This is a genomic window from Pseudoalteromonas sp. H71, from assembly GCF_001468485.1.
GTDB lineage: Bacteria > Pseudomonadota > Gammaproteobacteria > Enterobacterales > Alteromonadaceae > Pseudoalteromonas.
In genome coordinates, this window is the sequence record NZ_LODI01000019.1 from 3,329 (window position 1) to 17,174 (window position 13,846).

10 protein-coding genes are annotated in these 13,846 nt (G+C 43.0%); 9 read left to right on the plus strand and 1 reads right to left on the minus strand.

Features of this window, described 5'->3' with window-relative positions; all coding sequences use genetic code 11:
* Positions 1 to 136 precede the first annotated feature (136 nt).
* The 8 genes from xdhA to puuE are packed head-to-tail and all read left to right on the plus strand — an operon-like array spanning position 137 to position 9,215.
* Complete coding sequence (gene xdhA, locus ATS71_RS10150; protein ID WP_058404728.1) at positions 137 to 1,645, plus strand: xanthine dehydrogenase small subunit; 1,509 nt, start codon at positions 137 to 139, stop codon at positions 1,643 to 1,645.
* A complete protein-coding gene (gene xdhB / locus ATS71_RS10155; protein WP_058404729.1) occupies positions 1,632 to 3,971 on the plus strand; it encodes a xanthine dehydrogenase molybdopterin binding subunit in 2,340 nt (779 codons plus the stop codon). Before xdhA ends, xdhB begins: the two co-directional genes overlap by 14 nt.
* Positions 3,964 to 4,854: a xanthine dehydrogenase accessory protein XdhC gene (gene xdhC / locus ATS71_RS10160; RefSeq protein ID WP_058404730.1), complete on the plus strand. Its 891-nt coding sequence runs from the start codon at positions 3,964 to 3,966 to the stop codon at positions 4,852 to 4,854. The genes xdhB and xdhC overlap by 8 nt, the downstream gene beginning before the upstream one ends.
* Complete coding sequence (gene uraD, locus ATS71_RS10165) at positions 4,851 to 5,351, plus strand: 2-oxo-4-hydroxy-4-carboxy-5-ureidoimidazoline decarboxylase (protein ID WP_058404731.1); 501 nt, start codon at positions 4,851 to 4,853, stop codon at positions 5,349 to 5,351. Before xdhC ends, uraD begins: the two co-directional genes overlap by 4 nt.
* A complete protein-coding gene (gene uraH, locus ATS71_RS10170; RefSeq protein WP_058404732.1) occupies positions 5,348 to 5,698 on the plus strand; it encodes a hydroxyisourate hydrolase in 351 nt (116 codons plus the stop codon). Before uraD ends, uraH begins: the two co-directional genes overlap by 4 nt.
* Positions 5,699 to 5,700: 2 nt before the next feature.
* On the plus strand, positions 5,701 to 7,065 hold the full coding sequence (guaD, locus tag ATS71_RS10175) for a guanine deaminase (protein ID WP_058404733.1): 1,365 nt from the start codon (positions 5,701 to 5,703) through the stop codon (positions 7,063 to 7,065).
* 4 nt (positions 7,066 to 7,069) lie between these two features.
* Positions 7,070 to 8,281 carry a urate hydroxylase PuuD gene (locus ATS71_RS10180; RefSeq protein ID WP_058404734.1) on the plus strand — a complete coding sequence of 404 codons (1,212 nt, stop codon included), beginning with the start codon at positions 7,070 to 7,072 and terminating at the stop codon, positions 8,279 to 8,281.
* A gap of 1 nt (position 8,282) precedes the next feature.
* Positions 8,283 to 9,215 carry an allantoinase PuuE gene (gene puuE, locus ATS71_RS10185; protein ID WP_058404735.1) on the plus strand — a complete coding sequence of 311 codons (933 nt, stop codon included), beginning with the start codon at positions 8,283 to 8,285 and terminating at the stop codon, positions 9,213 to 9,215.
* Between the two features lie 87 nt (positions 9,216 to 9,302).
* Here puuE and ATS71_RS10190 read toward each other — a convergent pair whose 3' ends face one another.
* Positions 9,303 to 11,804 carry a S8 family serine peptidase gene (locus ATS71_RS10190; RefSeq protein WP_058404736.1) on the minus strand — a complete coding sequence of 834 codons (2,502 nt, stop codon included), beginning with the start codon at positions 11,802 to 11,804 and terminating at the stop codon, positions 9,303 to 9,305.
* A gap of 506 nt (positions 11,805 to 12,310) precedes the next feature.
* Here ATS71_RS10190 and ATS71_RS10195 point away from each other — a divergent pair.
* Positions 12,311 to 13,813, plus strand: a complete 1,503-nt coding sequence (locus ATS71_RS10195; protein ID WP_058404737.1) for a curlin repeat-containing protein — start codon at positions 12,311 to 12,313, stop codon at positions 13,811 to 13,813.
* The last annotated feature ends 33 nt before the right edge of the window (positions 13,814 to 13,846 follow it).

The window sequence follows — 13,846 nt, forward strand, 5'->3', positions numbered from 1 at the left end:
GGTCAGATTTGGCATATTAACTGCAAAGTAATCATTATAATAAAACTGCTTTTTTCTTACTTGCGCAATAACAATACGAAAAAGCAGACAATAAACCTTATTAAAAACAAGGTGTTAAAAAGTTAAGGGGGTCTGTGTGATTCAGTTTTTATTAAATGACACGCCAATAGAAGTACAAGAATGTTCGCCAAGTCTCACCATTTTGGACTGGCTACGCACCAAAAAAGGGAAAGTGGGCACCAAAGAAGGGTGTGCTACAGGCGATTGCGGCGCGTGCACAATTTTAGTCGGCGAAGAAAAAACAAACTCAAACGGTAACCCGGTTTGGCACTATCAAACTATGAACAGCTGCCTGCTTTTATTAGGCAATGCACACGCAAAACACATAGTAACCGTAGAGGCTGTAACAACGAGGCTTTACCCAACCCTTGATGACTTACACCCAGTACAACGCGCATTAGTAGAGTGCCATGGTTCGCAATGTGGTTTTTGTACCCCAGGTATAATAATGAGCATGTTGGCGCTTTATATTAATAACCCGAGTTACCCAGGTAAAAAGGCCGCTATTCATGCTTTAGGTGGCAACTTGTGCCGTTGCACTGGCTACAGTCCTATTTTACTAGCGGTAGAAAAAGCCTACAGCTACGAGCGCAAAAATGAGCCTTACTCAGCCATGGCAGCTCAGTTTAAAGCCTCACTTAATACGCAATATGATGACGATATTCCATTTTTAAAAAATGGCCCTCGCAAATTCTACTTGCCACAAAATGCTAAGCAGCTTGTTGAACTAAAAGCGCTTTACCCCCATGCACACTTGGTTGCTGGTGGCACCGATTTTGCCATTGAGCTTAGCCAAAATATGCTATTACCCGATGTAATAATATCCCTAAGCCAAGCTAATGAGCTGTGCACATTAAGCGATAACAACGGTGAGCTACATATTGGTGCAGCACTCCCTTACAGCCAGTTTGTAGACGCTTTTTACAGTTACTACCCTGAGTCCAAAGAGCTGTTTGAACGCCTTGGCTCTAACCAAGTACGTAACAGTGGCACCTTAGGTGGCAGCATAGGAAATGCCTCTCCTATTGGCGATCCAGCCCCATTATTAATTGCACTTAATGCCACTCTAGATTTATTAAGCGCAGCAGGCACACGCACTATTAAAGTGGCCGACTACTTTGTTGATTACAAAAAAACAGTCATTAAAAGCGATGAAGTCATTAGCAAAATTACAGTGCCAAAACGCCCAGACTCGTTAAAGCTTGCGTGCCATAAAATTTCAAAACGCTTTGAAGATGATATATCTACCGTGTGTTTAGTACTGGCTATTGAGCAAACACAAGGCGTAATTAGCAATGCCCGCTGTGCCATGGGCGGTATGGCTGCCATACCCAAACGCGCCGCGCATATAGAGCAAAAGCTTAATACTCAGCCATTAGAAGTAAGCACGTTTGTAGATGCCGCTAATGCTATAAATGATGACTTTTCACCCATGAGCGATGTACGCAGCAGCGCACATTACCGCACTACGGTAAGCAAAAACTTGCTGCAGCGTATTGGTATTGAGTTTTGCGGTGCGCAGCCAAGCAGCAATAAAAATAATAACAACATTGCCATTACGAGGATCTCACATGCGTCACTTTGAAATGGATAAACTAAAAGCCCAAGGCGGAAGTGTTGGCCAATCTAAGTATCACGAAAGCGCAATAAAACAAGTATGTGGTAATGCAAACTACGCAGACGATAACCCTGAGCCCCATGGCTGCTTACACGCCTACCCTGTACTGGCGCCTATTACCAGCGGCTTTATTACATCAATTGATACAAGCAAAGCGCTTGAAGTGGCAGGTGTTAAACGTATTTTATCGGCCGATGATGTACCCGGTAAGCTTGATATTGGCCCTATATTTCCAGGTGATGTACTGCTGACCAATCATGAAATTCAATACCACGGGCAACCGGTACTGGTAGTCGTTGCCGACAGCTACGCCATTGCTCGCCGCGCTGCTCGCTTAGTGGTTATAGAGTGCGAGCAAATCACCCCCATACTTGATATTAAAGAAGCCATAAAAAAAGAGCATTGGGTAAGGCCGCCCCATTCACTTAACCGTGGTAATAGCGAGCAAGCCATAAATAATGCAGCTCACCAGCTCAAAGGCGAAATACACATAGGCGGGCAAGAACACTTTTACCTTGAGGGACAAATAGCACTCGCTCAGCCCGATAACGATGGCGGCATTCATGTGCAATGTTCTACGCAGCACCCAACAGAGGTTCAGCACTTAGTTGCTAAAATTTTAAAAAAGCCATTTAGCTTTGTAAACGTAGAAACTCGCCGTATGGGCGGTGCCTTTGGCGGTAAAGAAACCCAAGGTGCACCGTGGGCTTGCCTTGCAGCGCTTGCAGTTTACTACCTTGGCTGTGCAGTAAAAATGCGCCTTGCCCGCAGCGACGACTTTAAACTTACCGGTAAACGTCACCCATTTTATAACCAATACCATGTAGGGTTTGATGAAAATGGCCTAATTGAAGGCGCTGATGTAACCGTAAATGGTTTTTGTGGTTATTCGCCGGATTTATCTGATGCCATTGTAGACCGTGCAATGTTTCATGCCGATAACGCGTATTACTACCCAACCGCCACCGTTAAAGGTAATCGCTGTAAAGTTAATACCGTAAGCAACACTGCCTTTAGAGGATTTGGTGGCCCGCAAGGCATGATCATGGGCGAGCTAATAATGGACGACATAGCCGCTAAATTAGGTAAAGATCCGCTTGAGATCCGAAAACTTAATTTATACAAAAAAGGCCGCGACACCACGCCATATCATCAAACCGTTGAGCAGCATATTTTAAAAGATATGATAACCCAGCTTGAAGAGTCGGGTGATTACTGGGCGCGAAAAGACGCTATTAAAGCCTTTAACGCATCATCCCCTATTATAAAAAAGGGCCTTGCGATGACGCCGGTTAAATACGGTATATCGTTTACCGTACAGCACCTAAACCAGGCAGGTGCGTTAGTGCATGTATATAGTGATGGATCAATTCATTTAAACCATGGCGGCACCGAAATGGGCCAAGGGTTAAATACTAAAATAGCGCAAATTGTAGCCCATGGGTTTGGTGTTGATTTTGACGCAGTAAGCATAAGCGCAACCCGTACCGATAAAGTACCCAACACCTCGCCAACCGCCGCCTCAAGCGGGACTGACCTAAACGGCATGGCAGCGCTAAACGCCGTAAACACCATAAAAGAACGCTTAATAGGCTTTATAAGCGAGCACTTTGAAGTAGACAGCCAAAGTATTGTATTTAAAGATAACCTAATTACCTTTAGTAAAGGCGAAATTAGCTTTAGCGAACTTGCAAACCTTGCTTATATGAATCGTATATCGCTTTCATCAACGGGTTATTACGCCACGCCTAAAATTCATTACGATAGAGCCAAAGGCGAAGGCCGACCGTTTTTTTACTACGCGCACGGCGTAGCACTCAGTGAAGTAGAAATCGATACGCTAACAGGCGAAAACACCGTAACCCGCGTTGATATACTGCACGATGTGGGCAGCTCAATTAACCCAGCACTTGATATAGGCCAAATTGAAGGTGCCTTTGTACAAGGTATGGGCTGGCTTACCACCGAAGACTTACAATGGAATGATAAAGGCCAGCTTGCAAGCTTTGGCCCTGCTAACTATAAAATTCCGGCTATTGGCGATACCCCTGCCGAATTTAACGTCAATTTATATAACTCTGCCAACCCAGAAACCACCGTATTTAGATCAAAAGCAGTTGGCGAGCCGCCGTTTATGTTGGCCTTTAGTGTGTGGAGTGCGATTCGTAATGCCATAAGCAGTGTGGCCGATTACAAATTTACTGCCCCACTCGATACGCCTGCAACACCTGAGCGTGTATTAAATGCAATTGAGCAAACCGCTAGCTGGTTTAAGGAACGTCAACATGGCTAATTTAAATGAGTCGTTTCAGGGTTTTCATACTCAAAACTGGGCGCAAGCTATAAACGAGCACGAACAAAGCGGCACTAATTATGTTATTGCCACTGTGCTTGGCACCAATGGCTCCACCCCACGTGGCACAGGCTCTAAAATGGTAATAAGCGGCGAGCATATTTACGACACCCTTGGCGGTGGTCACCTTGAGTACGTAGTAATAGAAAAAGCCCGCGAGCTACTTGCCAAAGGCGAGGCCACCCAAGTGATAGAGCAATTTAACCTAGGCGCAAATTTAGGCCAGTGCTGCGGCGGGGCTGCCACTGTGATGCTTGAGTGCATGCAATGCGAGCGCTTTACCCTCGACATATACGGCGCAGGCCATGTAGCACAGGCGCTTATTAGTATATTGGCACAATTACCTATGCGTATACGTTGGATAGATAGCCGCGCCGATGTATTCCCACCGGTTATTCCAAATAACGTAGTAAAAGTGGTTGATGAAGAGCCAACAGAGCAAGTAAAACGCGCGCCTAAAGCTAACAATTACTTAATATTAACCCATAACCACCAGCTCGATTTTGCACTCACACAAACCATTATTAAACGCGCCGATGCCAATTGGCTGGGCGTTATTGGCTCTGATACCAAAGCAAAACGCTTTAAGCAGCGCTTAGCCCATCGCGATTTTACCACCGAGCAAATAAAGCAAATGGTCTGCCCTGTTGGGCTTGAAAATGTAACGGGCAAACTCCCTATGGAAGTGGCTATTTCAATTAGTGGGCAGTTAATTGGCCTTTATCAGGCTATGCAAACCCATGCGCCTAAACGCCAAGGTGTGCAATGGCGTGCACTTAAAAATGCCCTAATTAGCACCACACAAGAGGAAGTAGATGCATGAGTAGCTTAAAAATTAATAACCTAAATGAAGCGCAAGCGCACCAAGCCCTAGAGCACTGCTGCACAGCCCCTAACTGGGTAAGCGGTATGCTAAATACCATGCCATTTGAAAATAAAGAGCACCTATTTAAGAGCGCTCAAAGCGTGTGGGATAGCCTAGGTGAGAGCGATTATTTAGCCGCTTTTGAAGGCCACCCGCAAATTGGCGATTTATCAACATTAAGTAAAAAGTACGCCGCTACAGCGCAAAAAGCGGGGCACGAACAATCAGGAATGAGCAAAGCAAACGAGCAAACCCTTAAAAAAATGATTGCGCTAAATAAAGAATACCTCAGTAAATTTGGCTTTATATTTATTGTGTGTGCCAGCGGCAAAAGTGCTGAGCAAATGCGTGAACTAATAGAGCAGCGCATACACAACACCCGCAGCACAGAGCTCACTATAGCCGCAGGCGAACAAGCCAAAATAACAAAAATAAGATTGGAATCCCTGATATGAATAAAAGTATGAACAAAAGCCCTATTACTACCCATATACTCGATACCAGCACAGGCAAACCTGCAGCCAATGTAGCTGTACAATTGTTTGTATACACTAATAACAAGTGGGAATTAATTGCCCAAGGTAAAACAAATAGCGACGGGCGTATTACCGACTGGCTAAATACAGACGTAGAATTTGCAACCTTTAAGTTGGTATTTGATTTAGATAGCTATTACAAAAATCAGCCTACTCCAGCGTTTTACCCAGAAGCGCAAATAACCTTTAGATTACAAGATCAAAAACATCATCATATTCCGTTATTACTTAGCCCATTTGGCTACTCAACGTACAGAGGTAGCTAACAATGAGCACGCAAAACAATAATAAAATAACCGTAATTTGTGCCAACATACTCGACTTTGTTGACGACCCAGCCATAGCGGGCGACACCGCCCATCGCTATTTTGAAAAAGGCGCGTTAGTTATTCAAAATGGCAAAGTGGTTAACCTTGGTTACGAGCAAGACATACTGCCAAGCTTAGATAAATCAGCCACTCTTATTCGCCACGATGGCAAATTGGTAATGCCCGGCATGATAGACACGCACATACATTTGCCGCAAACCGAAATGGTCGGCGCGTATGGCGAGCAGCTTTTAAGTTGGCTTACCGAGTACGCCTTCCCAACCGAAAAAAAGTTTGCCAGTGAAGTGTACTCAAGTGAGGTTTCAAACCGCTTTTTAGATGAGTTATTACGTAACGGCACCACCACCGCATTGGTATTTGGCACGGTGCACCCGCAATCGGTTGATGCCTTTTTTAACGAATCACAAAAACGTAATTTACGCATGATTGCCGGTAAGGTGATGATGGACAGAAACTGCCCTGACGATTTATCTGATTGCGCGCAAACCAGTTACGATCAATCAAAAGCACTCATAGAAAAATGGCACAATGTTGATAGGTTAAGCTATGCGGTAACACCACGTTTTGCGCCTACATCAACCCCTGAGCAACTACAAAAATGCACTCAACTATTAGAAGAATACCCCGACACTTACCTACATACGCACTTATCTGAAAACAAAGACGAGTGCGAATGGGTAAAAGGGTTATTCCCCGACGCTGATGATTACTTGAGTGTTTACGAGCAAGCTAAAATGGTACGTAAACGCTCGATATTTGCTCATAGTATTCATTTATCTGAGCGCGAGCTTTGCTGCCTTGCAGATAACAACGCGGCTATTTCGCACTGCCCTACTTCTAACTTATTTTTAGGCTCTGGCTTATTAAATTTAAAAGCCTGTGAAGAGCACGGAATAAACGTAGGTATGGGCACCGATGTTGGCGCAGGCACAAGTTTTTCTATGCTACAAACAGGTAATGAAGCGTACAAAATTCAACAGCTTCAAGGTCAAAAGTTCTCGGCTTTTAAAGGCCTATATTTAGCGACGCTTGGCGGCGCACGGGCGCTGGATTTAGAAGGCACCATAGGAAATTTTGCAATCGGTTGTGAAGCCGACTTTATAGTCATGGATTACGCGGCTACTTCATTTTTAAAATTTAGAATTGGCCATGCTAAAACACTACACGAGCAACTTTTTGCCATGATGATGCTAGGCGATGATCGCTGTATTGAACAAACCTACATTATGGGTAAAAGCGTTTATAAACGCGATGATAAAAAACAGTTTACAGCCACCCACACACCGCAGTTAGAAGAGGCTTAACCTAATGGAAAACTATTTATTTGAGCTTGTTCATTTAGTGCTTCGTTTTTTTCATGTAATTGCTGGCATTGCGTGGATTGGCGCGTCGTTTTATTTTGCGTGGCTTGATAATAACTTACAAACCCCGCCACAATGGAAACAAGACAAAGGCATAAAAGGCGATTTATGGGCCGTGCACGGCGGTGGCTTTTACGAAGTGGCTAAGTATCAAAATGGCCCTGAAGAAATGCCCCACACTCTGCATTGGTTTAAATGGGAAGCCTACACAACGTGGATCACCGGTATTTTATTATTTAGTCTACTTTTTTATGTTGGCGCCGATGTTTACCTAATCGATAACAGCAAAAGTGAGCTAAGTAAATTTGCAGCTATTAGTGCATCGCTTGGCTTTATTGGCTTAGGTTATGGTGTTTATCGATTATTATGTAAAACCCCGCTGGTTGAAAACGGCAACGCGTTTATTGCTGTGGTTATTGGCCTATTGGCCCTTTGGACTTACGGGGTTGACCAGCTATTTAGTGACCGCGCTGTGTATATTCACGTAGGTGCCCTTATTGGCACGTGTATGGTTGGCAATGTGTACCACATTATTATGCCAGGGCAGCGCTACATGGTAAGCGAAGTAGAAGCTGGCCGTATTCCTGATTCAGCACCGGGTTTAAAAGCAAAGCTGTGCTCTATTCATAATAACTACGCCACGTTACCTGTGGTATTTATTATGCTAAGCAACCACTTTCCATATACCTACAGCCACAGCGTTGGCTGGCTTATATTAATTGCGCTATTTGGTATTGGCATGTGGATACGCCATTACTTTAACTTAAAGCACCAAGGTATTAATAAACCTTCGGTACTTATAAGTGGTATTGCCGCTTTTTTTGCCCTCATGCTGGCTATAGCTCCATGGCCTAGCAGCCCAACAAATACAAGCGAAAGCGCGCCTTTACAAGCCAGCATTACCGACACTCAAGCGTGGGATATAATCAGCAAGCACTGCACACAGTGCCACAGTGAAACACCTACATCAAAGCTTTTTCAAACAGCGCCGCTTGGCTTTAAGCTCGACTCTATTAATGATGTAAAAAAAGCCAGCACGCTTATTCATACCCGCGCGGTTATAACCAAAGACATGCCATTGGCAAATATGACCAAAATGACTGATGCAGAGCGAGAAACACTAGGCTCTTGGCTCACAGCAATTAAAAAGGAGCAATAACATGAGCGAGCAATTTAAACACTACCCGCGCGATTTAGTTGGTTATGGCTCACAGGTGCCCCATGCAAATTGGCCCAATAAAGCCCGCATTGCTCTGCAAGTGGTATTAAATTACGAAGAAGGCGGCGAAAACTGTGTACTCCATGGTGATGCAGCGGCCGAAACATTTTTATCCGAAATAGTCAGTGCCCCGCATGTAGAAGACCGCCATATAAGCATGGAGTCCATTTACGAATATGGCTCGCGAGCAGGTGTATGGCGTTTACTTAAACTCTTTAAAAAATACGATATACCTGTCACTATTTTTGCTGTGGCAATGGCCCTTGAGCGCCACCCCGATATAGCTAAAGCCTTTGTAGATGCAGGGCACGAAATAGCAAGCCACGGCCTGCGCTGGATTAATTATCAACATATAGATAAGCAAACCGAGCGCGAGCACATGCAAAAAGCCATTGAGATCATTCAAACACTCACAGGTAAAAAGCCAAAAGGCTGGTATACCGGGCGCACAAGCCCAAATACTGCAGCCCTTGTGGTAGAAAATGGCTCGTTTTTATATGACGCCGACGATTACAGCGACGATTTACCCTTTTACAGTATTAAAGAAGGTAAGCCACAGTTAATAGTGCCCTACACCCTTGATGTAAACGACATGCGCTTTGCTGCGGTGCAAGGCTTTAATGCCGGCGATCAATTTTATAATTATTTAAAAGATGCCTTTGATACGCTTTATGAAGAAGGCGACCCACAAGGTGAAAACGCCCCAAAAATGATGTCGATAGGGCTGCATTGTCGCTTAATTGGCCGCCCTGGGCGCATTAAAGCCCTCGCACGATTTTTAGAATATGCTAAATCGCATGAGCAAGTGTGGTTTGCCACGCGCGAACAAATCGCCGAGCACTGGCTTAAAACCCACCCGTATAAAAAAGCCTAGTTGTAGTCTATTTAAAATTACACTTTAATAACTTAAAACAAAAAAGCCCAGCATAGCTGGGCTTTGGTTACTCTAAGGGGGTGTTACTTAATTAAATGTTACTGTTACGATGTTAGAACATACGTTTTCAGAAACACACAATTGGTAATCGTAGCTTAATAGTGAAGCACCACGCTCATAATCACGGTATCGGCCGTTATCCGACGTAGTATCAATTAGTTCACCATTACGGTAAACGTTCATCGATTCAGCTCCCACTGTGTCCCAGCTAAGATCTACACGCATAGTACCCAAGCGTGATTTATTAGCGCGTTTTAATGTAAGCTCAATATCAACATCACTAACAACAACCGTTTGCATATACGTACTCGTATTACCTTCGCTGTCTGTTACGGTTAATTCAACGTTGTAGCTGCCAGAGCCAGCATATACATGAGTTGGGTTTTGATCAGACGATGTTGCACCATCACCAAAGTTCCAGCTCCACTGCGTAATATCGTTGTTGGCATCAGTACTTGCATCTGTAAACATGGCCGTTAAGCCCTCTATTTCAGCGTCAAAATTAGCTTGTGGTGGCTGAGGAGTAACCTCTCCAATCGCACTAAATGTAAGAGACCAGCCATTGATGTTACCAACATCAGCACCCGCTGTATCTACAACGTGTAACGTCCAATCGCCTGTTGCAACTTCGCCGTTAAATGCGCTTGATGTAAATGTTTTAACAATATCGTCGTCACTGCCACCTTGGTTACTTTGTAACGTAACTTCTGAACCTTGAGCCGATGTTAACGTTAATACCAAGTCACCAGACCAAGTGTGTGTAATATTTACATCGGCAGAAGTGCCAAAAATAGTTAAATCATCAGCAACAGTAATTACAGAGCTTGCACCTTGTGGATCGTTATCTGGAATAGATACGTTTTCATCACTGCTATATGTAAAATCGTTTAAGCCAGCAGGTTGCAGCATTAATGACACCGTTTGTGTTTTTAACTGCTGATCTGTACTTGCCTCAACTGTAAAATCATAATTACCCCAAGGCGTGTCATCAAACGTATTTACAGTTAACACAACCTCATCACCTGGGCGTGCCGTAGAAGCACTAAGTGAAGCCCCCTCCAAACTAGAACTAAGCGAAAGCGCTACATAGCCATCCCACTGCGCAATCGAACCAATCTCAAACGTGTAGGTAACTGTATCGCCTACGGTTGCTTGCTGAGTTGTAGGAGTAACCGATAATTTAAAGCCAGGTGTAGGATCAGCATCTAATAATGCCTGGTTTGCATTTAAACGCGTACCTGCAACTGTTTTACCTGTTAAAGCAGTATTAGCATCGCCGCTGCTCATTAGAAGCTCTTTTAACTCTACTGTTGTTAAATCTGGGTTTACTGAAAGAACAAGAGCAGCCACACCTGCAACATGTGGTGTTGCCATTGAAGTGCCAGAATAAGTAGCGTAACCGCCACCTGGAATAGTTGAAAGAATAGCGCTACCCGGCGCGCCCATATCAACACTTTCTAGGCCCCACTGCGAAAAACCAGACATATTATCACTGTTATCGGTACTTGCGATTGATAGCACGCTGTCGTTTTCGTAGTTAGATGGGTAGTGCGGGTTTACATCGTTATCTACTGCGTCATTCCCTGCTGCTGCTACGAATAAAATGTCTGCGTCTTCACTGGCCGTTATTGCATCGGCTAAAGCTTGGCTATAACCGCCTCCACCCCAACTATTATTTAGTACGCGAAGGTTAACACCTGAGTTTTTAAGACCAACCATGTAGTCAATACATTTAATGGCATCTGACGTTGAACCACTACCTGAAGCATCTAAAAATTTACAACCAGCGATAGATACATCATGGTTTACACCCACAATACCTTCGTTATTGTTGCCACTTGCACCAATGGTTCCTGAAACATGCGTACCATGCCCTTGATCGTCCATTGGGTTGCCTGAGTTAGTAATTGCATTGATGCCATGAACATCATCAACATAACCGTTACCGTCGTTATCAATTCCATCGCCAGCAATCTCACCCGGGTTTACCCAAGCATTAGCTAAAAGATCGGCATGATTATAGTCAACACCGGTATCGATCACACCAACAACCACATCTCTACTACCCGTAGAAATTGACCACGCTTCAGGTGCATCAATATCAGCGTCAGCTACACCACCGGTTTGACCTTCGTTATTTAAACCCCATAGGTCACCAAAACGCGGATCATTTGGCGTAGTGGCAATACTTACACGGTAGTCTGGTTCAACATATTCAATAGCCTGATGAGTTTTAAGGCGTTTTATTGCCTCTTTAGTACTCATACCCGTTACTTTAAATTTAGCTAAGCGGCCTGAAAGTAAAGACTTATAGTTATCATCAACCTCGTCGCTGTTCATGTCAGAGATTTTAGCTCTCACTAACGAACGAGCTTGCTTACGCATTTTAGCTGACACATTTTTTTTGTATTTAACAATAAGTGAATCACTGCTTGCAGTTACTGATTGTTTAATACTTGTTTCAGGTAGTTGCGCAGCAGCCAAACAAGGAACAAGCGCAAGTGTAATAATAGATAATTTTGTTTTCATTGTTCTATCCATAGTTGATTGAGCTTAAAAATTTTAAGCAAGTTTACCGACAACATTGAATAAGAAAGATCACATGGCATGTACCCAGCAAACTAACAAATCAAAAATTACTCAAGTATTTAAATTGGAAACAATAAAAAATCAACATTTTTGACCAGAGTCGTCATTAAAAAAACATTCAAGGCAGCCTTTTTTATGAACTTATTAATTACAAGCAGCCAGTCAAGTAGCTCAACAATTTTTACTGGTTTTTTAGCAAAATACTAAAAATAAAAATAAAAACAGCATAACTAATTGTATTTAAAGGATATAAAAATCGGTAAAAAAAGATGATTTAAGAATTTATAATTCAAGAATACAGTGAATGTGCACTTAGAAAACGCGACACAACATTGAATAACGTTTGATCACAACATTATACCGGCACGGCATGCTGGAACTACGAATACTCTATAAAAACAAAATAACGTAGAGCATTCAGAATTTTTATTTCAAGGAGAATAATAATGAAGTTAAACAAATCACTTATAAGCTGTGCAGTAGCAATTGCAATGGGCACAAGCTTTACTTCTTTTGCAGATACAGCAACTAAATCAGGGTCAGTATCTGATTTAAGTACAAAAGTATCTGTACAAAGCACGAGCAATTCAATGGTCCTTGCACAAACTCAAGTAGGTAATACAGCATTACTTTTACAAGATGGTGATGGTAATACAATGCAAGTTACCACTATTGGCAACGACAACACGACCGAGGTGTCGCAATTCCAAACAGGTAACGTTGTAGAAGTAACCACCGTGGGCGACAACAATGTGCAAACATACTCACAAGATGGTTTATACAATGGTGCGTTAACTACGGTCACCGGCAACAATAATCAGCTTTATGTTTCACAAGAAGGCGAAGGTTTATTTTTTAACAATGAAGCAATCAATTCTATTGTGGGTGATGACAACACTGTTGATATTGAACAAGGTACAGGTGGTCATTGGTTTTACAACATGGACATGCAAGGCAGTGGCAATGAGGTAAGTGCATTACAAACTGGTGAATGGCATGAAGCTGTAATTACAAGCGCTACAGGCGACGATAATGCATTAATGGTAGAGCAAAATGGCTTTTATAATACGTTCAGAGTGACCTCGCTACAAGGTAACGATAACGAGTTAGATATTGAACAAGACGGCGATCAAAATGCTGTAACACTTACAGAGCTTTACGGTGACAATAATGAGTTTGGTGTTGAGCAAGAAGGCGCTGACAACACTGTTAATTTCACTGCTATTGTTGGTAACGATAACGAAGTAGGTATAGACCAAGAAGGCTTAGCTAATAACGTTGATTCAGCTTTATTTGAAGGCGAAAACAACGAAGTAATGGCGATGCAAAATGGTGACTTTAATACAACAACTGCTGAGTTAATTGGTAATGATAACGAACTTACAGCCATTCAAAATGGTAGCGAGAATGAAGCATACATGGGCGTGTTAGGCTCAGATAATGAATTTACAATTAGTCAATTTGGCGATGTTAACTCAGCTCATTTAGTAAACTTTAATGGCTTGAATAATGATGTAAATCTTACCCAACTGGGTGAAGAAAACATCGCGGTTGTTGAATCGTCTTACCCTGACGTTTCGCTTACATCTAACGAAAACGACATCGAAATTACGCAAGACGGCCTGCAAAATGAAACCATGGTGACACTTGCGGGTATTCTTGATAGCAACTTCAACCAAATTGATATTGCGCAAAATGGCGACTTTAACCTTATCGACATGATGGTAGAAGGCAGTGGCCACAGCATAGATATTTCACAAGAAGGTGAAAATAACTGGGTTGTAGGTACTGAACAATCACCGTTTTTAGTAGGTGGTGAAAACGTCACATTCAATGTCACTCAGCTAGGCAATGACAATATTGTTGAAGGGGGTGTTATTGGTGTTAATAGTACCGTAACGGTTACTCAAATTGGTGACGGTAATACAGCCACAATTACACAAATGTAATTAATAACAATAAAGGGGAGCTTCAACTCCCCT

What these genes read in the sequence shown, in the direction of transcription:
- uraH (WP_058404732.1), top strand. Translation starts at nt 5,348, where the DNA reads ATGAATAAAAGTATGAACAAAAGCCCTATTACTACCCATATACTCGAT.
- xdhB (WP_058404729.1), top strand. Translation starts at nt 1,632, where the DNA reads ATGCGTCACTTTGAAATGGATAAACTAAAAGCCCAAGGCGGAAGTGTT.
- ATS71_RS10195 (WP_058404737.1), top strand. Translation starts at nt 12,311, where the DNA reads ATGAAGTTAAACAAATCACTTATAAGCTGTGCAGTAGCAATTGCAATG.
- puuE (WP_058404735.1), top strand. Translation starts at nt 8,283, where the DNA reads ATGAGCGAGCAATTTAAACACTACCCGCGCGATTTAGTTGGTTATGGC.
- ATS71_RS10190 (WP_058404736.1), bottom strand. Translation starts at nt 11,804, where the DNA reads ATGAAAACAAAATTATCTATTATTACACTTGCGCTTGTTCCTTGTTTG.
- xdhC (WP_058404730.1), top strand. Translation starts at nt 3,964, where the DNA reads ATGGCTAATTTAAATGAGTCGTTTCAGGGTTTTCATACTCAAAACTGG.
- guaD (WP_058404733.1), top strand. Translation starts at nt 5,701, where the DNA reads ATGAGCACGCAAAACAATAATAAAATAACCGTAATTTGTGCCAACATA.
- uraD (WP_058404731.1), top strand. Translation starts at nt 4,851, where the DNA reads ATGAGTAGCTTAAAAATTAATAACCTAAATGAAGCGCAAGCGCACCAA.
- ATS71_RS10180 (WP_058404734.1), top strand. Translation starts at nt 7,070, where the DNA reads ATGGAAAACTATTTATTTGAGCTTGTTCATTTAGTGCTTCGTTTTTTT.